General features: G+C 44.9%; 16 protein-coding genes and 1 tRNA gene. 11 read left to right on the forward strand and 6 right to left on the reverse strand.

Going from position 1 to position 21,163, the window contains the following annotated elements; translation table 11 throughout:
* The first annotated feature begins 78 nt into the window (after positions 1 to 78).
* From QUB25_RS05755 to QUB25_RS05785, 7 genes are all read left to right on the forward strand, one after another.
* Positions 79 to 624: an NfeD family protein gene (locus QUB25_RS05755; protein WP_333182340.1), complete on the forward strand. Its 546-nt coding sequence runs from the start codon at positions 79 to 81 to the stop codon at positions 622 to 624.
* Between the two features lie 145 nt (positions 625 to 769).
* Positions 770 to 1,330 carry a paraslipin gene (locus tag QUB25_RS05760; RefSeq protein WP_006633489.1) on the forward strand — a complete coding sequence of 187 codons (561 nt, stop codon included), beginning with the start codon at positions 770 to 772 and terminating at the stop codon, positions 1,328 to 1,330.
* Between the two features lie 116 nt (positions 1,331 to 1,446).
* Positions 1,447 to 1,965: a type IV pilin-like G/H family protein gene (locus QUB25_RS05765; RefSeq protein ID WP_333182341.1), complete on the forward strand. Its 519-nt coding sequence runs from the start codon at positions 1,447 to 1,449 to the stop codon at positions 1,963 to 1,965.
* Positions 1,966 to 2,072: 107 nt separating this feature from the next.
* Complete coding sequence (locus tag QUB25_RS05770; RefSeq protein WP_333182342.1) at positions 2,073 to 2,606, forward strand: type IV pilin-like G/H family protein; 534 nt, start codon at positions 2,073 to 2,075, stop codon at positions 2,604 to 2,606.
* Positions 2,607 to 2,712: 106 nt separating this feature from the next.
* The gene (locus tag QUB25_RS05775; RefSeq protein ID WP_333182343.1) at positions 2,713 to 3,228 is read left to right on the forward strand and encodes a type IV pilin-like G/H family protein; all 516 of its coding nucleotides are present in this window, start codon (positions 2,713 to 2,715) and stop codon (positions 3,226 to 3,228) included.
* 19 nt (positions 3,229 to 3,247) lie between these two features.
* Positions 3,248 to 6,133 (forward strand): AAA-like domain-containing protein, encoded by a 2,886-nt coding sequence (locus QUB25_RS05780; protein ID WP_333060687.1) that lies wholly within the window; start codon positions 3,248 to 3,250, stop codon positions 6,131 to 6,133.
* Between the two features lie 125 nt (positions 6,134 to 6,258).
* Complete coding sequence (locus QUB25_RS05785) at positions 6,259 to 7,317, forward strand: potassium channel protein (RefSeq protein ID WP_333060689.1); 1,059 nt, start codon at positions 6,259 to 6,261, stop codon at positions 7,315 to 7,317.
* 345 nt (positions 7,318 to 7,662) lie between these two features.
* On the opposite strand, the gene QUB25_RS05790 is transcribed toward QUB25_RS05785, so the two are convergent.
* Positions 7,663 to 7,734: transfer RNA gene (locus QUB25_RS05790), tRNA-Thr, on the reverse strand.
* Positions 7,735 to 7,828: 94 nt separating this feature from the next.
* Entirely contained in the window at positions 7,829 to 9,616 is a 1,788-nt protein-coding gene (pyk, locus tag QUB25_RS05795; protein ID WP_333182344.1) for a pyruvate kinase, read from the reverse strand.
* Positions 9,617 to 10,054: 438 nt separating this feature from the next.
* Here pyk and crtR point away from each other — a divergent pair, with 438 nt between their 5' ends.
* Complete coding sequence (gene crtR / locus QUB25_RS05800; RefSeq protein ID WP_333060691.1) at positions 10,055 to 10,945, forward strand: beta-carotene hydroxylase; 891 nt, start codon at positions 10,055 to 10,057, stop codon at positions 10,943 to 10,945.
* Between the two features lie 158 nt (positions 10,946 to 11,103).
* Here the strand turns inward: crtR and aroH are convergent, their stop codons facing one another.
* Positions 11,104 to 11,511 carry a chorismate mutase gene (aroH, locus tag QUB25_RS05805; protein WP_333060692.1) on the reverse strand — a complete coding sequence of 136 codons (408 nt, stop codon included), beginning with the start codon at positions 11,509 to 11,511 and terminating at the stop codon, positions 11,104 to 11,106.
* Between the two features lie 284 nt (positions 11,512 to 11,795).
* A complete protein-coding gene (gene sppA / locus QUB25_RS05810; protein ID WP_333060718.1) occupies positions 11,796 to 12,614 on the reverse strand; it encodes a signal peptide peptidase SppA in 819 nt (272 codons plus the stop codon).
* A gap of 346 nt (positions 12,615 to 12,960) precedes the next feature.
* On the opposite strand from sppA, the gene QUB25_RS05815 reads away from it, so the two are divergent.
* Entirely contained in the window at positions 12,961 to 14,034 is a 1,074-nt protein-coding gene (locus QUB25_RS05815; protein ID WP_333182345.1) for a DMT family transporter, read from the forward strand.
* 57 nt (positions 14,035 to 14,091) lie between these two features.
* Here QUB25_RS05815 and QUB25_RS05820 read toward each other — a convergent pair whose 3' ends face one another.
* Positions 14,092 to 14,766: a phage tail protein gene (locus QUB25_RS05820; RefSeq protein WP_333182346.1), complete on the reverse strand. Its 675-nt coding sequence runs from the start codon at positions 14,764 to 14,766 to the stop codon at positions 14,092 to 14,094.
* 1 nt (position 14,767) lies between these two features.
* Positions 14,768 to 16,021, reverse strand: a complete 1,254-nt coding sequence (locus QUB25_RS05825; protein WP_333182347.1) for an AAA family ATPase — start codon at positions 16,019 to 16,021, stop codon at positions 14,768 to 14,770.
* A gap of 47 nt (positions 16,022 to 16,068) precedes the next feature.
* On the opposite strand from QUB25_RS05825, the gene QUB25_RS05830 reads away from it, so the two are divergent.
* The gene (locus QUB25_RS05830; RefSeq protein ID WP_333182348.1) at positions 16,069 to 16,995 is read left to right on the forward strand and encodes a M28 family peptidase; all 927 of its coding nucleotides are present in this window, start codon (positions 16,069 to 16,071) and stop codon (positions 16,993 to 16,995) included.
* A 145-nt stretch (positions 16,996 to 17,140) separates the two neighbouring features.
* Positions 17,141 to 20,860: a hydantoinase B/oxoprolinase family protein gene (locus QUB25_RS05835; RefSeq protein WP_333182349.1), complete on the forward strand. Its 3,720-nt coding sequence runs from the start codon at positions 17,141 to 17,143 to the stop codon at positions 20,858 to 20,860.
* Positions 20,861 to 21,163 lie beyond the last annotated feature (303 nt).

A 21,163-nucleotide genomic window follows, 5' to 3' on the forward strand; every position in this document is an offset into this window, starting at 1 on the left:
CAGTCGCCAACTCAAATAGCCACCTGATTAGATTAGAAATAACAAGGTTGAGCTACATCGCAACGAGGTAAAAGCATTGTGCATTCTATCCTAATTTGGTCGCTGGCCTCAGCCACTAATCAACCCGGTTTCGCCTTCACCCCGCCCCTATTCTGGCTGCTGCTCGGAGTTGTGCTTAGTGCGATCGAGCTATTAATCATCAAAACTCAGCCCCAAAAATACAGATTTTACCTGCTAATGATGGGAGCTTCTGCTTTAATTGAATCCTTTATTTTGTGGAGAGGATCTGTAGCATTTCAGTTTAGTTGGGCGAACATAATGTATGAAGATTTTGACTGGCAGATTTTCTACTGGATGGGGATAGCCCTCGCGCTGAGCATCTGGATTCGACCAATTTTTATTGTCCGCAAAAAGTTTGTGATTCCCGAAGCAACCGAAGCGACAACAATCTCCGAAATTTTTCCCGGAGAAACCGGAATGGTGATTTATGAAGGGGCTTCGTGGAAAGCTCGCAATGAAGATTCCCAAGGGGCGATCGCACCCAGACAAAAAGTTTACGTTTTGCGCCGCGAAGGAAACACGCTGGTTGTTGTACCTGACAGATTAATTCACCTCAACAGCTAAATCTGAGTTAGCTCTTTTATGACTCGGCGATTGAAATCGCTTCTTGCCAAACAAAGTCCCTCTCTAAGAGACTAAGAAATCCCTATCAACTATCAACTGTCAACTGTCAACTGTCAACTGTCAACTATTTACCAGGAGATTCATTATGTATCAGTATTTTTTGATGGTGTTGTTTGCAATCACCGGAGTATCCTTAGCCAGCAGCGTCAAAATCGTTCGTCAAGGAGATGAGGCTTTAGTTGAAATTTTTGGAAAGTACGATCGCAAGAAACTCGAACCTGGTTTGACATTTCTGATTCCTTTTGTCGAAACAGTCGCCTATAAACAAACTCTGCGCGAGCAAATTTTAAACTTGCCACCGCAACCATGCATGACGCGCGATCGCCTTGCCATCACCGTTGAGTTTATTGTTTACTGGCGAATAATTGACTTAGAAAAAGCTTCCTACAAAGTGCAGAATCTCAAGGAAGCGATGTTAAATATGCTGATTCTTTCGATTCGGACTCACATTGCGACATTATCTATGGAGGAACTTTACACGGCTCGCCATGAAATCAATAATGCTTTAGTAGAGGAGTTGGATACAGCGACAGATCCTTGGGGTGTGAAGTTTACGAGAGTGGAATTGCGCGATTTTGCGATCGGCAGTAAAGTTGTTCAGCCGACATCCATTGACCGGAAAGAAGTACAAAAGCTGCGAGCTTAGAGATTAGTATTTCCTCGTTTTCCTCGTTACCAGGCTCTTCCTGGTAACGCAGTTCCAGAGGCTCGGCCTCGCCGAATTTAATTCGCCTTGTATATACAATTTAAGGAGACAACACCATGACTAAAAATCAAGAATCAATAGTTCGCAATGCAGCTTGTCGCGGTTGCGGATGCTTATTACTTATAACCGGTATTGGAGTAATTAATGGGATAGCTCTGCCATTTTATCTAAATAATACCAATAGAAGCAAGCAGTCGGAAGCAAAACAGTATGTTAGCTCAATGAACAAAGCTCAGCAAGCAGATTTTGCCGAAAAAAGTGTTTTTTCCAGTTCTGTTAATGCTTTGGAACTTGGGATAAAAACGGAGACAACAAATTACAAGTATTCAGTTCGCGCCACAAAGCAAACTGCTTTTAATTATGGAGTCTCCAAGCAACCACAACTTAAGAGTTATGTCGGCGGTGTCTTTCTAGTTCCTGTTAAAGAATTTGAGCCAAATGCTGCTAAAGATGGAATAACAACAATATCCATATTCTGCAAAGCTGATTCTCCCGGTACAATTAAACCAGCGGAACCCACCTATGAAAATGGTAAAATTGCTTGTGGTCAAGGCACAACAAAAGTGCCAAAATAATCTAACTATACGCAATATAATAACAGTCGATTACCAATATTAAATCGGCCTTCAATTGAGATTTACCGGAGTAAAGTCTTTACTACAAACAGGGAGGATACAAAACTATGAGTCAACAAGATTCTAAATCAGCTAGCCTTTCACCTAATGGTTGCGGATGCTTATTGCTTTTAATGGGCATTGGAGCAATTGGTGCGATCGCTCTGCCAACATTTCTGGGTGATAGCGCGCATGATGAGTATATGACATCCTATATGACATTTCAAGCGCAACAGTATGTTAGCTCAGTGAACCGAGGTCAGCAAGCCTATTTTGCAGAAAAAAATGCTTTTTCCAGTTCTGTTAAGGCTTTGGGAATTGGCATTGAAACAGAGACAACACATTTCAAGTATTCAATTCGTGCCACTAAGAAAGCAGCATTTAATTATGCAGTAGCAAAGGGAAACAAGTCCAAAAGTTATGTCGGTGGTGTTTTTGTGGTTCCTGCTAAAAACTTTGAGCCAAATGCTGCTAAAGAGGAAATAACTACAACGTCAATATGGTGCGTAGCTGATTTTCCCGGTACAATTAAACCAGCGGAACCCACCTATGAAAATGGTAAAGTTGCTTGTGGTCAAGGCACAAAACAATGGTCCGAATAATCTAACTATACGCAATATAATGACAGTCGCTTACAATATCAAATCGGCCTTCAATTGAGATTTACCGGACTAAAGTCTTTACAACAAATAGAGAAAATACAAAACAATGAGTCAACAAAATTATAAATCAACTAGCATTTCACTTGATGGTTGGGGACGCTTATTAGTTGTAATCGGGCTTGGAGTAATTGTTTCGTTCCCTGTGCGATTATTTCTGACTAGGGTTAGGATCGTAAAGGAATCGGAAGCCTACGAGTCTGTTAGCTCAATAAACCAATGTCAACAAGCCTATTTTGCAGAAAAAAGTATTTTTAGAACTTCTGTTAAAGCGTTAGGAATTGGCCTGAGAACCGAGACAAAAACTTACCAATATTCACTACTAACCACAAAAACAGCAACATTTAATTATGCAGTTTCAAAACAAAAAGACCTTAAAAGCTATGTCGGTGGTGTGTTTGTAATTCCTGCTACACAAGTTGAATCAAATGCTTCTAAAAATAAAATAGCGACCATATCTATATTGTGCAAAGCTGATTCTCCTGGTACAATTAAACCACCAGCACCCACCAATCAAAATGGTAAAATTGCTTGTGCTACAGGCACCATAGAACTGAAAAACTAATCTAACTAGAGGCTAGATAATGACAGTCGATTACCACTATCAAATCGGCGGCAGTCTCCCGCAAAATGCACCTACTTATGTAGTGCGACAAGCTGACTCAGAACTTTATCAAGCACTCAAAGCCGGAGAGTTTTGTTACGTGCTCAATTCTCGACAAATGGGCAAATCCAGTTTGCTAGTGCGAACTGTACAAAAACTCTCGGCTGATGGGATTGCCTGTGCTACGATCGACCTTTCGGACATTGGCAACCAGCAAGTCTCTCTAGATAAGTGGTACGGCGGCGTCGCTTACAAACTCTTGTGCAGCTTCAACCTGTTTAACCCAGTCGAGTTTATGACTTGGTGGCGGGAGAGAGAGTTGATGCCGCCGGTGCAGCGCTTAGGAGAGTTAATTGAAGAGTTGCTGCTGGTAAAAATTTCTCAAAACCTGGTCATTTTTATTGATGAAATTGATAGCGTTCTGAGTTTTCAAGAACCGCTAGACGATTTTTTTGCATTAATTAGATGTTGCTACAATAAACGCGCTCACAATTCAGAATACCAGCGCATTACATTTGCTTTGCTGGGAGTAGCTACGCCGTCTGATTTAATTAGCGATGCAACTCGCACGCCCTTTAATATCGGTTTACCTATTGAATTGCACGGTTTTAACTTACAGGAAGCTCTGCCTTTAGCCAAGGGATTTGAGGGAAAAGTAGACAATCCTCAAGAGGTTTTAAAAGAGATTTTGGACTGGACTGGAGGGCAGCCATTTCTTACTCAAAAGCTTTGCAAGCTGATTCTGCACCATGTAAAAAGCTTAGATTCGGATTCTATTATATCAGACTCAACGGATGAAAGCAAAACTGAAAACTTTACTACAAATCAATTATTAATTAGCGAGATAGTGCAATCACATATTATTGATAATTGGGAATCGTCCGATGAACCAGTACACATCAAAACAATTCGCGATCGCCTTCTCAGAAGTCAGCACCGCGCCAGTAGGTTATTAGGGCTATATCAAAAAATATTGGCACTTTCAGAACCCCCATTGTTAAGGGGGGCAGGGGGGACCTGCGCCGATGATACTCCCGAACAAACTGAATTGCGGCCCAGCGGAAATCAGCAATTTTCAGAACTCCCGTTGTTAAGCGGGGGTGGGGGAATCTGGGCGGATGATACTCCCGAACAAACAGAATTGCGGCTGAGCGGATTAGTAGTAAAACGAGCCGGAAAATTAACCGTATCCAACCGCATTTACGCAGCTATATTCAGCCATGACTGGGTAGAAAAAGCACTCGGCGACTTGCGCCCCTATGCCGAATCCCTAACAGCATGGATAGCTACAAATTGTCAAGACGAATCTCGCTTGTTGCGCGGTCAAGCACTGGAAGATGCCCGACAGTGGGCGGCAAATAAAAGCTTGAGCACCCAAGATTATCAATTTTTAGGTGCGAGTCAAGAAGCGGAATTTTCCAAATTGCGCGATCGCGAAAAACAAACTCAAACTGAAATTGAACAACTGCGCCGCGAAAAAAAGTTACTAGAGGAACTAAGCGAAGCACAAAAGCAGAAAAAAGCGATTGCAGTTAAACTTTGGCGCGAGCAACAACTGAGAGTGCAAACAGTTACAGGAGCCGCAGTCCTATTAATATCCATCCTGATAGTAGCTTTTTGGGTAAAACCGTCAATAGAAGAAAGAAACAACAAAATTCTCACTCTCAGTTTGCTATCAGAAACGCTATTTGCCGCAGATAAAAAAGAAGAAGCTTTGCTAGAAAGCATCAGAGCTGTTACAGAAATGAAACGATCGCTCGGAGTCAGCTCAGATATTCAGATGCGAGTGGCGATCGCCCTCGAACAGGCAGTTTACAACTTTCGGGAACGCCGCCGCTTGCAGAGTCAAGCGAGTACCCTCGCTTTCGTAAGTTTCAGTCCCGACAGTCAAACACTTGTGACTGCTACCGATGATAATTATATCAAGCTTTGGCAAACTAATGGATCTTTGCAAGCAACATTGACCGGACATACTGATAAAATTAGAAGGGCAATTTTTAATTCTAGCGGTCAGATCATTGTCTCGGCCAGCGACGATCAAACTGTCAAAATTTGGCAAAGAAATGGCGAATTGCTTCATGATTTAAAAGGACACAGCGGTCAAATAACAAGCGTCTCTTTGAGTCCAGATGGTAAAATTATTGCTTCAGCAAGTACCAATGGAACAGTTAAACTATGGAAAATAAACGGGGAAGAATTGTCAAGTTTAAAAGTTGAGCGAGGTTGGATAACCAGCGCCAGTTTTAGCCCTGACGGTCAGATAATTGCTGGGGCTTCCACTGATGGCACTGTTAAACTTTGGAGTTTGAGAAAGCTTGCGGAAAAAATGCAAAAACAGCAGTCAATAGAAGCCAGCACCGATATCAAATTGCTCCGAACTTTACAGATGGAAAGTGATAAAATTATGAGTGTAACTTTCAGTCCAGACGGAGCAATGCTGGCCGCTGCAAGTGCTGGAGGAACTGCGAGAATTTGGAGCAAAGACGGCACACCGCTAAGTATTTTCAAGCATACAAGTGGAGTGACAAATATCAGCTTTAGTCCCGACAGTCAAATGTTGCTATCTGCAAGCACAGACAAAATGGTGAGGCTGTGGAACATTGACGGTACGTTGCTCCAAACTTTAAAAGGTAACAAGGATGCTGTTTGGAGTGCGAGTTTTAGTCCAGACGGCAAAGCGATCGCTACTGCTAGTGCTGACGGTACGGTGATGCTGTGGAATTTTAATCTAGACGATTTGTTGCTGCAGGGTTGCGATGGAGCCCGCAATTATTTTCAGACAAATCCGATCGCAAATCCAAACAATCGCCACCTCTGCGATGGGATTGGAACTCAGTCGGAACTCACGCAAAAAAAACCGGGTTAAGAGTCAAAATCTTGAGTTTGGCAGCAAAGTATCTAGGCAGAAACTGGCTTTTTGACCGCCCCTGCGTCTAGGGCTGATATCGTTAAAATTGGTAGCAGGTAATAGGTAATAGGTCAGCCCGATCGGTGTATTCAACTCTAGAACAAAAGTACCAGCGCCTGCAAAAAGACTTAAGAAATGGAGTCATCGCTCTTGGTGGCATTTTCTGCACGGGTACTCTCTGGTATTGCCTGGTGGAAAAATGGTCTTTGCTCGATGCCGCTTACATGACAGTCTTTACCCTAGCCACTGTCGGCTACGGGGAACTTCAGCCCCTCGGGAAACGCGGGCGAATGTTTACCATATGCCTGATTTTGATGGGTGTGATTGTGATTGGTTTCATCGTCAACCGCTTTACAGAAGCGCTGATTGAAGGATATTTTCAAGAAGGAGCAAGAATTAGGCAGCAGCGACGATTGGTAGATTCTTTGATCGGGCATTACATTCTCTGCGGTTTTGGGCGTACTGGCCGCCAAATTGCCTTGGAATTTCAGGCCGAAAACATCTCTTTTGTGGTGATAGATTCGGCAGTACATTCGGTTGAGTCAGCTTTGGCACTGGGGTACACGGCTGTCCAAGGAGACGCGACTTTGGACGAAATTTTGCTGAGTGTGGGGATCGATCGCGCAATTTGCATAGTAGCAGCTTTGCCTTCGGATGCCGAGAATTTATACACTGTCATGTCAGCGAAAACTCTGAATCCGAAGGTACGGGCGATCGCCCGCGCCACCACAGAAGAAGCGGTAAAGAAGTTGCAGCGGGGCGGCGCCGATGCAGTCGTATCCCCCTACATTACCGGGGGAAAACGCATGGCGGCGGCGGCTTTGCGGCCTCAAGTTATGGATTTTTTAGACGGTGTTTTGACGGGCACCGATAGTTCTTTTTACATGGAAGAATTTTTGGTCGATCCCAATAGTTGTGTCTACGTTGGGGAAACTTTGAGAAATGCCAAGTTGCGATCGCAATCGGGGGCCTTGGTTTTAGCAGTGCGGCGCGCTGGCGGGACTTTGATTGTCGGGCCTACCGGAGAAACTGTGATCGAAGGAGGAGATATGCTGATTTGTTTGGGTACTGCTGAACAACTGCGAACTCTCAATCAAATCCTCAGTCCCCTGAGTTTTCGCCTCCCCCGGCCCCCGAACTAATACCAGGTCATGTTTCTAGTCAGGAATGCAAGCCCTCTCTCGATCAATGCTTCCCAGAAAAAATATTGACTGTTGACTGTTAACTGTTGACTGTTGACTGTTGACGGGCGGGTCGAAAAACTCAATGGTTGAGTGTTAAATGTTGACTCGATTTTATTATTCCGATGCAACCGGAAACGATATGAATTTAAAAAATTCACAATCTCCACCACACAAGGAATTAGGGCAAATAAAAATGCTCTCGGCTACTTTGCCGAGAGCATTTTTGAGCAGTTAAACTGCGTTTTGAGCACAGTTTGATCTCACTCATAGACTAAAGCGTAGACAAAAATCGCTGAAACCCAAAGCCGATGGTGGGATTTGAACCCACGACCGTTCGATTACGAATCGAATACTCTACCCCTGAGCTACATCGGCACAGACAATTTTGAATTATAGCACAACCTAAGCGAAAAAAGCAAGGAGTTGTAGAATTTAATTCAAAACTCCACAACTCCTAGCTCACCAACAGTTAAACGGTCACTTCCGCGTCAGTTGAGCCGCCTCTGGCCCCGGAATAAACTAAACCCCGCTGCATATCCAGCGTCAGCATAGTTCCGTCCCGAATTACGCGCGTGGCATTCTTTACGCCCACCATCACCGGCACGCCCAAGCGCAAACCGATAATCGCGGCGTGAGAAGTCAAACTGTCCTCCTCCGTCACCACACCTGCGGCTTTCCGAATCATCTCGACAAAAGCGACGCTTGTGTGTTCGACTACCAAAATTTCTCCAGCGTGGAAATTGCCTACATCCGCAGCAGTGCGAGCAACCCTGGCCATGCCACTCACCGATCCCAAACCGACACCGGTGCCTTTGCCTAAAACTGCTGTCACTACTTCAACTTTGATCAAATCCGTCGATCCGGCAACCCCTTGCAGAGTACCGGCGGTCATCACCACTAAATCTCCGTCGGACACTAACTCTTTTTCCTGGGCGACAGTCATGGCAGAGTGAAATGTCTGGCCGGTGGAGGGCAAATCCAACACCAGCAAGGGTTTTACTCCCCATACTAATTGCAGTTGTCGGGCTACGTCTACGTGAGGAGTAACTGCCAAAATCGGAGTTTTGGGTCGGAACTTGGAGACATTTCGGGCTGTAGCGCCGGTTTTGGTCAGCGTCATGATCGCCGCCGCGTTCAATTGTTCGGAGATTTGGCTGACTGCTTGGCTGATGCCGTTGGGGATAGATCGACCAATATCTTCTACATTCCTAATATTCCGTTTAATTCCTTCCTTCTCCATCCGCACCGCAATTCTCGCCATCGTCGCCACCGCTTCGACGGGGAACTTGCCGACAGCAGTTTCATTCGAGAGCATCACGGCATCAGTTCCGTCGAGAATCGCGTTGGCCACGTCGGAAATTTCGGCGCGGGTGGGACGGGGATTGTTGACCATGCTGTCGAGCATCTGGGTAGCGGTAATTACCGGAATACCCAGGCGGTTGGAGGTAGCAATCAGGCGCTTTTGCAAAATCGGCACGTCTTCGGCGGGTAGTTCTACTCCCAAATCGCCGCGGGCGACCATCACCCCGTTGCAAAGGGTGAGAATTTCCTCCATTTGTTCGATCGCCTCGTGCTTTTCGATCTTGGCAATCACCGGTACTTGCTTGCCAGCACTGGCAATCAACTCTTTAATTTCGAGCACATCTTGGGGATTCCGCACAAAGCTCAGGGCTACCCAATCGACACCTTGGTCGAGGCCGAACATTAAATCTTTGCGGTCTTTATCAGTCAGCGCTTTAATTGACAGGTAAACTCCCGGAAAATTCACACCTTTGTTGTTGGAAAGCGGCCCGCCGACGACCACGCGGCAGTACAATTCCCGCGCCGCGCGGTCTACTTTTTCCACCAGCATTTCCACTTTGCCGTCGTCAAGCAGAATCACTGAACCCTCTGGAACTTCGTCTGCTAGGGGGTCGTAGGTGACGGAAGAAATGAGTTCGGTACCTGGAACCTGACGGCTGGTGAGAATGAAAGGATCGCCGTTTTTGACAACTATAGAGCCTGTCTCAAAGCGCCCTAAACGAATTTTCGGGCCTTGGAGGTCTTGGAGGATGGCAACCGGCTGGTTGAGTTCAAAGGATGTTTGCCGGATTAAGCGAATGCTGCGCTGGTGGTCTTCTTCTGTTCCGTGGGAAAAGTTGAGTCGCAAAGTTGTGGCACCGGCTTCTATGAGCTGGCGCAGCACTTGTGGGTCCGAAGTTGCTGGGCCAATGGTGGCGACGATTTTAGTCCGGCGTAGGGCTTTTGGCAATTGCATCAGCGGTGTTCTGGGGAGGCAGGTGGATTATTTCTTGTTTAAATTTCGGCTAACGTTTCATCTTTGCACTACAAGCAATGACGCTAGTCTCAAGTCTTAAAAATTTTGATACTCGTCAAAAAAAAAGCAGGTATTGAACAATATATAGAATATCTGACTTTTTACCGATCGGTAATCTTTTCTTGGGGAGCGCCCTTTTTTGCAAATTTTTCCCCTCTCCGGCTTGACATAAATACAGACATACCCATTGATTTTGTTTCTTCTGCTGAGATCTTTTGGGTAATTTAGGACTGCTATCCTTGTACGACAGCAATACTTTGCTGTTTGTTCAGACGCTAGTTTCGGGCGATCGGACTCTGTTCTTTCATAAAACTTTACTATTGTCCGGCTTGTATCTTATACTACGCAAGTGTGAAATATTAAGGAGTCTTAACAAAGATGTCGGAGGCAGGACGGCCGCTGACAGTGCCGAAAGAGTTTCTGAGTCCTCCCGGTGACTTTAATCCGACACTGCTGCTATTTTTGAGTGCAGTAGCGATTATCGTGATTTCTAACTTGGGTTTCTGGTGTTGGGGATGGCCGCAGTGGTGCTGTTTTACGCTGAACGTGTTGGCTTTGCACATGGCTGGAACTGTGATTCACGATGCGTCTCATAATGCGGCCCATCGCGATCGCACAGTTAATGCTATTTTGGGACACGGTAGCGCGCTGATGTTGGGTTTTGCTTTCCCGGTGTTTACGCGGGTACATATGCAGCATCACGCCCACGTTAATGATCCAGATAACGATCCAGACCATTATGTTTCGACCGGCGGGCCTTTGTGGTTGATTGCTGCGAGGTTTTTTTACCACGAGATTTTCTTTTTTAAGCGCAAACTGTGGCGGAAATACGAATTATTGGAATGGTTTCTCAGCCGTTTGTTTGTGATCGCGATCGTGTATATCTCGATTCAGTACGACCATTTAGGTTACGTGCTGAATTTCTGGTTTTGTCCTGCTATGGTGGTGGGATTAGCCTTGGGGTTATTTTTTGATTATTTGCCGCACCGTCCGTTTCACGATCGCGATCGTTGGAAAAATGCCAGAGTATATCCTAGTCCTCTTCTAAATATCTTGATTTTGGGGCAGAATTATCATCTGATCCATCACTTGTGGCCTTCGATTCCTTGGTACAATTACAAGCCTGCTTATGAGGCTGTGAAGCCGCTGTTGGATGAGAAAGGTTCCCCTCAAAGTTTGGGAATATTGGAAGGCAAAAAGGACTTTTGGAATTTTATATATGACATCTTTTTAGGGATTAGGCTGCATCACAAGAAAGCGTCTGATTGACAAAAAACCCGGCTTCTCAAAGAAACCGGGTTTTTTTTATAATAAAAGCTTTTAACCATATATTCCCAGGGCAGGTTTTGAACTGTATCAAGTCCCGTAAAAAATAAACCCACCTGTAATGGTGAGTTAACTTTTAAATCAAGCCCAAAGTGAATCTATTATTTTTCTCCAACCACCGCCACTGCTAAATTCCTATCGGGGCGCAAATTTTGAGCTCCCCGCAAATAAGGATGATAAATTTCAGTATGTGCCGGCCAATTGACGTGAATTAAAAACCGGATGCAGCGTTCCAAAGCACCCTCAACGTGCATTTGCTGTACGTCCAACAAAGGAACATTACACCAGTGAGGACGTTCGCGGGCGATCGCGGCCGGAAACACAGCATCTAAATCGCGAGTAGCAGAAAACGTAGCACTAATAATTAATTCTGGATTTATATCATTTTTTGCTTCTAATTCATCTAACAATTCTCTTACGGCTTCTCGAATTGCTTCCACCGAATTCTCGCTGGCAGTTGTTGCCCCGCGAATCGCCCGCACTTGCCACTCCACGCAAATTTCCTCCATTTTTTGTCAGTTGTTATCGCTCATTAGTCATTAGTCGTTAGTGATTAGTCACTAATAAGTAGTTATACTAAATTAGGCTTAAATACCCACTTTATTTCTTAGTCCGCCCTTGAGTGGAGTTCGTTTGTGTAGTTTGACCTCAAACTCGTAGGCGAAGCCAGCGCGAAGCGCTTATGACGGGCGAAGCACCACATTTGAGTTTGAGGTCAACAGATTTCAATCGCCCAATCATCCAGGGAGTAACTAATGACTACTGACTCCTGACCAATGACTAATTTATTTAATCACGGGCGATACATCCACAGCGGCAAACCGCTAGTAGAAAGCTCGAATTCCAGCACATTATTGTAAGCTGAAAGCCCGGATATATCCAGACTACTCCCCAAGACGCGATTTAGGAAAGGTTTTTGTTTTTCTAGGGTGCAAGACTCGGTTTTTTCCGGGTCGAGGCCTGCGAGTTCGGCTGCAAGGCGACGAGCGTCCTCTTCTGTTCCCAGTCGATCGACCAAACCCAATTCTAAGGCTTGCTGGCCGGTAAAAACCCGACCGTCGGCAAAACTTTTTACTTTATCAACAGCCAAGTTCCGGGCTTCAGCAACGGTTTCCACGAATTGCTGGTAGCTGGTGTCGATCAAGTCTTGCAGAATTTGCTGTTCCGGATCGGTCAATCCTCGATCGAATGCCAAGATATCTTTATACGGGCCAGATTTAATCACCTCAAAAGAAACGCCTACTTTTTCTAACAGGCGTTCTATATTGTTGCCCCGGATAATCACGCCAATGCTGCCAGTAATTGTACCGGGATTAGCAACGATATGCTCGGCTCCCATGCCGATGTAAACTCCGCCAGAAGCTGAAATATTGCCGAAACTGGCGACAATTTTGACTTTTTCGCGCAAACGCTTGAGCGCGCTGTAAATTTCCTGGGAATCGCCCACAGTGCCGCCGGGGCTGTCTATCCGCAGCAGCAAGGCGGGAAATTTACGTTCTTCTACGGTTTTGAGAGCTTCTAGCACTCGTTTACGGGTTTCTCCGGCAATGGCTCCGGTGATTTCGATACGGGCGATTTGTTTGCGGTAGCGGGGCTTGAATGGCCAAATCATGGGCAGTGTACAGGCAATGTTACGGATTTTTGTAGCTAACTTCTTATAGTGTGCCTTATTCATCGGGGTAGATGTTGTGCTTGTGTTCGCAACAGGCAAGGTGCCTGTTGCACAAGAAAATTCTCGATTGTGGAACAGGCATCTTGCCTGTTCATAATTGCCGCAACAGGCAAGATGCCTGTTCCACAACAAAATCAAGGTGGAACAGGCATCTTGCCTGTTCATAATGGCCGAGGTTGGTGCGATCGCATTTAACTCAACACCAATATATAATTGTAAAAAATGCTTAACAAATCTACATCATTCTCGTGAGAGCCACTCTCATCAATTATTTGGAGTCTCCGCCATGCAGTTAAAACTTACCGATTCAAAATTGCCTTTTGCCCCGCTGTTGCTAATTGCGCCGTTTTTCCTGTGGGGAACCGCGATGGTAGCGATGAAGGGGGTGATGCCGCACACAACGCCGCTGTTTGTGGCTGTCGTGCGTTTGATACCTGCGGGTGCGTTGGTGCTGCTGGCGGCGGCGCTGATGGGAAAAGCGCAGCCGCAGGGTTGGAAAGCTTGGCTGTGGATTTCGCTGTTTGCTTTGGTTGACGCTACTTTGTTTCAAGGCTTTTTAGCTGAAGGTTTGGCGAGAACCGGTGCGGGTTTGGGTTCGGTGATGATTGATTCTCAGCCGCTAGCTGTGGCGATTTTGTGTTTGTGGCTGTTTCAAGAAAAAATTGGTTTTTGGGGCTGGTTGGGATTAGTTATTGGCGTTGCGGGCATCAGTTTGATCGGGTTGCCGGATGGCTGGATTTTGGGGCTTTTTCATCCTGAAAACAGGCAGGTTTCTGGGGGTATCGAACAGTTGTTTCAGGGTGGAGAATGGTTGATGCTGTTGGCGGCTTTGTCGATGGCTGTGGGTACGGTTTTGGTGCGCTGGGTTTGCCGTTATGTTGACCCGGTGGTGGCGACGGGCTGGCACATGATTTTGGGCGGTTTGCCGCTGTTGGCAATTTCGGCTGCAACTGAGTCTGAGCAGTTTGTGAATATCGATTTTTCCGGCTGGATGGCGTTAGGTTATTCTACTGTGTTCGGAAGTGCGATCGCCTACGGTTTGTTCTTTTATTTTGCTTCTACCGGCAGTCTAACCAGTTTAAGTTCTCTTACCTTTCTTACGCCTGTTTTTGCTTTGCTGTTCGGCAATTTGTTTTTGGGCGAAGTCCTCAATCCGCTGCAATCGATGGGAGTTGGGCTGACTTTGGTGAGTATTTATTTGATTAATCAGCGGGATACTTTGGGTGAGAAATTGCGAAAAGTGCGGCACGGCGAAGCGAGTGCAGAAGTAGAAGCAACAGGATTGTTAGAGCCGTCTGAGTTGAATTCTGTAGAATTACCCGTGCAGTTGCGGGTTAGCGAATTGGAATCAGAAGTTTAGATTGAGATTGGGTTCCCGACGCAATTAACTGTGTCCAGCAAAACAGCTTAATTTACATTAAAAATCCTCGTCGGGTTCTACAGCAATATTTCGGTCCTCAATTTCTTCTATAAAGAATTTGAAACTAGGATTGTCTGGGTAACTGGCTATTAAAACCTTCTGCTTGCAATATTTGCGGGCTATTTGTCGATAGTAGTCAGGATTTTTAGCATTGCGATCGATTGTAAAACCATCTTTTCTAAGTTGGTGGTTTAACGTATCCAGACAATTTATCAACTTAGCTTTTTTCTTATCTGTATAGTACAACGGCAGCAACCAGCACTCAATAGAATGTACTGATATGGCAAATACGATCCGATGTTCGTATTTGGTGTAAAAATCTTCCCCTATCAAACTTTTAAACTTATCTATGACTTTTTCAATCAACTGCCGAGGAGTCCACTCACCATTTTCATCTTGCTTGGCGATATTATAATCTTCTGAAACATCAGTATCTATTTGGATAATAATATAATCGATAAATTGAAATGCTTCCTTAAAGTTATTTGACTCGCAGTAAGCAAAAACTTGACTCCAACCTCCATAGCTATGAGATTTATTCTCATTATCTTTATCTCTTTCTGGTTGAAGGGGTCTAATATCTATATCCGGGTTATTGAAATATCCTGCTAAAATACTTTCAATAACAATCTGGTCAGTTAATCCCTCTGTAATTAATCCAAAATTAGTCATATTAAAAATTCTTAGGAAGTCCTCCGATATAGCCCCTCAAAAAAGCCTCTGATAATTTTACAGGTTCCTGTCCATCGATAGTTTTAGGTTTGAGAATGCGTCTAGCTTTAGTATGTCCTAATTGGTTTCGATAAATGACAAACAGCCGCTGTTCCTCATCATCTAAATCTAAACCGTCCAAAACAGCCGGGTTGTGGGTTGTAAATATAACTTGTTTGTCTGGTTTTTTTGCTAATTCGACTAATTCTTGCATTAATCTGCGACACAATCGGGGGTTGAGAGAAGCATCAATGTTATCTATTGCAAAAAATTTAGGAGTGAGATCGCTAATGAACAAGGCAAAGTAAAAGAGTAAAAATAAAAAGCCTTCATTAGAGCTTTTTTGGTCGAAGTAAGTTAAATCTGTATCTAAATATTTATCTTTTATTTGGAGAGAACTTTGCAGGGGTGATAAATCTTCAGGCACTTCAAAATCTCTAAACCAATCTATTAATCGCAACTTTTCTTTAATTTGATTGAGTTTATCTTGGTTTGTTTCTGAGTTCAAAAACTTTATAAGTTTAAACAAGCCTTCACCATTAATACCTAATGGTTGAATTTGTCCTTCTTTTTCAAAAGTTCGTAAGGCGTGGTTTTCAGGAGAGTAAATTGTAAATTTAATTAATTTAGAATGATAAAAAGAATTGTTCAACAATATTTTTAATACTAATGCAATATTTTTTTCCACTTCTTCTATACTGAAATTTTCTCTTTCTAAGGGTGCCATCTTTAAAATTTCATTTATTTTTTTTTGAAATGTTTGTTTTTTTGATCTTTCAGCAACCTCTTGTGCAATTTTATTAAATAATATAATATCTTCGGCTGTACCTGAGTTGGGAGCAACATTTTTCAAATAAAATTCTGGAGCGCTCACGATGTTTTTATTAACCCATTGAGAATAGGGAGAGTTGTCATTATGTAAAATACAACTAAATTTTTCTCCATCATTTTCTTTAAGATCAATTTTGATATCTTTAATCAAATTGTCAATTTCAAAAGCCGATCGCATAAATTGAGGTTCTGTAACTCTGATGCCCCGAGAAGCTAAAAACTCGTTATCCAGCTTGTCATCAGCAGCCGCAGAAGCCAGGGCGATCGCCTCTAGAATATTGCTCTTGCCACAACCATTTTCACCAATCAATACGGTGACTCGTCCTAATTCTAGCTTCAGCTTTTGAATGGACTTATAATTTTCGATTCTGACTTCTCCAATCATAATTCAATCCCATATAATCTTAGTGTACTCATTGTATCTCCGATCGCATGGATCTCAAGGAACGCCTGCACAGCCATCTGATTCAAATTGTACGCGATCGCAATCCATACCTCGCATCCGAAGGGCATTTTTATGCTCAGCAATACATCCGCGAACAGTTGGCACAGTGGGGGACTGTAGAAATTGACGATTTTTCCGTGCGCGGCCGAATTCATCACAATTTGATTTTGGATTTACCCCCCCTCAGTCCCCCCCTTGCTAAGGGGGGGAAGCAAGAAGAATCACCCGCAGCTTCGGGGGGGAAGCAAGACAATCTAGGTATTGAAAAGCAGATTAAAAAGCGGTTGCCGCCGATCGTAATTGGTGCTCATTACGATACTGTACCCGGATCGCCTGGGGCCGATGATAATGCTACTGGTGTGGCTGTTTTGCTGGAACTCGCAAGGGATATCGCATCTGGGCCGCTCAAATATCCAGTGCAATTAGTCGCCTTCGATATGGAAGAATACGGTTATTTGGGAAGCAGTCATCATGCAGCTAAATACAAGCAACAGCAAGAGTCAATCCGGTTAATGATTTCTTTGGAGATGTTGGGTTATTGCAACCACAATCCTAATTCTCAAACCTATCCCGCTGGCTTGAAATATTTTTATCCAAATAGTGGCAATTTTATTGCTTTAATTGGCACTTTGCAGACCGTTCCCGATTTGATTAATTTGAGTGGCAAAATTCGCAAATCTGGTCAGCCCTGCGAGTGGCTGCCGGTGCCGAATCGAGGTTTAATTGTGCCGGATACTCGTCGCAGCGATCATGTTCCTTTTTGGGATAATGGTTATCCGGCTATTATGGTGACTGATACTGCTAATATGCGAAATCCGCATTATCATCGAGAAAGTGATAGGATTGAGACTTTGGATTTGGATTTTCTGGCTGGTGTTTGTCAGGGGTTAGTCAAGGGCATTCGACATCTATAATTAACGCGAGCGAGCCCCTGCTAGTTTGAGCGACCATAAATTATGACTTTTATGAACCGAAGTTATGAGTTTTATGAATTGACTCGAACAGAAGTTGGGTCAATAATTGTAAATTAATCAAGCAAAAATATCAAAAAAAAGAGATATGAATCCTAATTATCCCGATCGCACTCGCTGGCAATTTTGGATCGATCGCGGTGGCACTTTTACTGATATTGTCGCCAAGAGCCCCGACGGTAAGTTAGTCATTCACAAGCTGCTATCGGAAAACCCAGAACGCTACACCGACGCCGCAGTTCAAGGAATTCGCGATATTTTGAGAATTCCCGCCGGCGCAGCGATACCCGCCGCCGAAATTGAAGCGATTAAAATGGGGACGACGGTGGCGACAAATGCTTTGCTGGAACGAAAGGGCGATCGCACAATTCTGTTAATTACTAAAGGTTTCGGCGATGCGCTGAGAATTGGCTATCAAAACCGCCCGAATATTTTCGCCCGTCACATTGTTTTGCCCCAGATGCTCTACGATCGAGTTATTGAAGTTGCGGAACGCTACAGCGCTCAAGGTGAGGAGTTAACTGCTGTCAATCCCGAGTTTATCCCGTCTTTGCAGCAAGCATACGATGAGGGAATTCGCAGTTGTGCGATCGTATTTATGCACGGCCACCGCTACTCGGAACACGAACAACAAGTTGCTAAAATAGCGAAAGAAATTGGCTTTACTCAAATTTCAGTATCTCACGAAGTTAGCCCGCTGATGAAATTAGTTTCGCGGGGAGATACTGCGGTTGTCGATGCTTATTTATCTCCGATTTTGCGGCGTTATGTCGAACAAGTAACCAGTCAATTAAGAGAGGCAGAGCCTCTGGATATGGGTTCTCAGGCACAGCCTGGGAACGAGGCTGTTGGGGCGGGCACCGGGGCAGCGTCCCCTAAATTAATGTTTATGCAATCGAACGGCGGCTTAGTGGACGCGGCACAATTTCAAGGAAAAAACAGTATTTTATCCGGGCCTGCTGGGGGAATTGTCGGTGCAGTTCAAACGAGCAAAAAGGCAGGTTTTGATAAAATTATTACCTTTGATATGGGCGGAACTTCGACAGATGTTGCCCATTTTAACGGCGAATACGAACGCGAATTTGAGACGGAAATTGCTGGGGTGAGATTGCGATCGCCCGTGATGGCAATTCACACTGTAGCAGCCGGCGGCGGTTCAATTGTCTTTTTTGACGGGGCTCGCTACCGCGTCGGACCGGAGTCTGCAGGGGCTAATCCTGGGCCCGCTTGCTATCGCAAAGGCGGCCCCTTGACGGTGACTGATTGCAATGTGATGTTGGGGAAAATTCAACCGGATTTTTTCCCCAAAGTATTTGGATTGAATGGAGATTTGCCGATCGCCCCTGACGTAGTAAAGCAAAAATTTGGGCAATTAGCGGGGGAAATTGGGGGCGAGAGGACGGCCGAAGAGGTGGCGGAGGGTTTTTTGGCGATCGCGGTGGAAAAGATGGCAAATGCTGTCAAAAAAATCTCGCTTCAGCGCGGTTACGATGTTTCGGAGTATACATTGTGCTGTTTCGGCGGTGCGGGCGGTCAACACGCTTGTGCGATCGCGGATGCTTTGGGGATGAAACGGGTATTTATTCACCCTTATGCGGGTGTGTTGTCGGCTTACGGTATGGGTTTGGCTGATGTGCGGGCTATTCGCGAAAGGGCGATCGAGCAACAATTAAGTCTCGAATTAATTACTGATTTACATCATATTTTAACTGCATTGGAGGCTGAGGGGAAGAGGGAATTGAACCGCAGAGGCGCAGAGAATGCAGAGAATGAGTCTGAGGTTTTAGTTGTTAGGAAGCTGCGCTTAAAATATCAGGGAAGTGACTCGGTTTTGGCGGTTGATTTTGCTGACAATATTGAGGTTATGCAAGCTGAATTTGAAGCGGCCCACCGACAGCGTTACAGTTTTATTATGCCCGAAAAACCGCTGATTGTGGAGGCGGTTTCGGTGGAAGTTGTAGAAAGAATGGATGTGCCGGAAGCATCCACAATTTCCCCCTCTGGTGGCACGGGCATCTTGCCCGTGCCACCAATTTCAACGGTGCAAATGTATGTTGCTGGCGGGTGGCGGGCAACGCCTGTTTATCAGAGAGACGATTTGCGATCGGGCGACTGCATAGAAGGCCCTGCTATGATTGTTGAAGCTACGGGAACTAATATCATAGAACCGGGCTGGGAAGGGGAAATCACCGAAAATAATGATTTAATTTTGAACCGCAGAGGCACGCAGATGGAGGCAGATAATATCCGCGTTGATTCGCGTTTATCTGCGGTTAAATCAGATCCAGTTTTGCTGGAAATTTTTAATAATTTGTTTCGGGCGATCGCGGAACAAATGGGCGTCACATTGCAAAACACAAGTTCCTCAGTCAACATCAAGGAACGTCTCGACTTTTCCTGTGCAATTTTCGACAAAAACGGCCAATTAGTTGCCAACGCGCCGCACATTCCCGTACATCTCGGTTCGATGAGCGAAAGCGTTGAAGCTTTAATTTTAGCACAAGGCAATTCGATTCAACCCGGCGATGTTTATGTTTCTAACAATCCCTACAACGGCGGCACGCATTTACCAGATATCACCGTTATTACTCCAGTATTCGATCGTGATTCCTCCCTTCCTTTGTTTTATGTGGCCTCGCGGGGACACCACGCCGACATCGGCGGCATCACTCCCGGTTCCATGCCTCCTAACAGTACAACAGTAACTGAAGAAGGTGTATTGCTTGACAATTTCCTGTTAGTAAGCGAAGGCAATTTTCGAGAAAAAGAATTACTTGAGCTTCTGACAGCGGGTAATTTTCCGGTTCGCAATTCCGCTCAAAATATAGCTGATTTGCAAGCACAAATTGCTGCTAACAAGCGCGGCGCAGAAGAGCTGCTCAAGATGGTAGAACATTATGGCTTAGAGACTGTGCAAGCTTATATGGGCTTCGTACAAGACAATGCGGAAGAGTCGGTACGCAGGGTAATTGATATTTTGCAAGATGGCGAGTTTACTTATCCGATGGATAGTGGCGGACAAATTAAGGTAGGGATTACAATTGACAAATCTACGCGCAGTGCAAAAATTGCTTTTACTGGCACTTCAGGTCAACAAACCAACAATTTTAATGCTCCGGCCGCCGTGTGCAAAGCGGCTGTTTTGTATGTTTTCCGCACATTAGTAGATGACGATATTCCTCTAAATGCGGGCTGTTTGAAACCTCTCGAAATCATCAATCCCGAAGGCTGTATGCTGAATCCTCGCTATCCAGCGGCGGTAGTTGCCGGAAATGTCGAAACTTCGCAGAATATTACCGATGCTTTGTATTGCGCGTTGGGAGTGATGGCTGCTTCTCAAGGAACTATGAATAATTTTACCTTTGGAAATCAGCGCTATCAATATTATGAAACAATTTGCGGCGGTTCGGGCGCTGGTGCAGATTTTGACGGTACTGATGCTGTGCAAACTCACATGACTAATTCACGTTTAACTGACCCAGAAGTATTAGAATGGCGGTTCCCGGTGTTGTTAGAAAGTTTTGCAATTCGGGCTAATAGTGGCGGGAATGGATCTCATCGCGGCGGTAATGGAGTTGTGCGGCGAGTACGATTTCGGGAGGCGATGACGGCGGGAATTTTATCGGGGCGGCGGGTGATTTCTCCCTGCGGTTTGAATGGGGGGGAACCGGGGAAAGTTGGGCGGAATTATGTTGAAACAGTGGATGGAAAAGTTGAGGATTTGGGGAGTACGGCGAGTGTGGAAATGCGGGCTGGGGATGTGTTTGTCATTGAGACTCCTGGGGGGGGAGGATATGGTTATCTATAGTAGTAATATCAACTCCGGTAGCATCGGAATTAATATTACCCACAGTCAGGACACGGCACTGCCGTGTCCTCGGTATCATTCTGATGCTACCGGAAACGATATAAGTAAGCGATCGCTCTTAATTTATTGTTATGAACCGACCCGCCTTTTTCCGGTTAAGGTTCTTTTTTATGGGGAGTAATATAGCCAGAGTTGTTCGTAACTTTTCTGATGTGTGAAAAGCTCGATCGCACAAGTGAAAAGTATATATTATCTTGAAAGAGGGACAAAATGGGAGAAATAGCGCTCTGCGGGCACCGCACC

The organism is Microcoleus sp. B3-D7 (assembly GCF_036705305.1).
In the GTDB taxonomy this organism is placed as follows: domain Bacteria; phylum Cyanobacteriota; class Cyanobacteriia; order Cyanobacteriales; family Microcoleaceae; genus Microcoleus.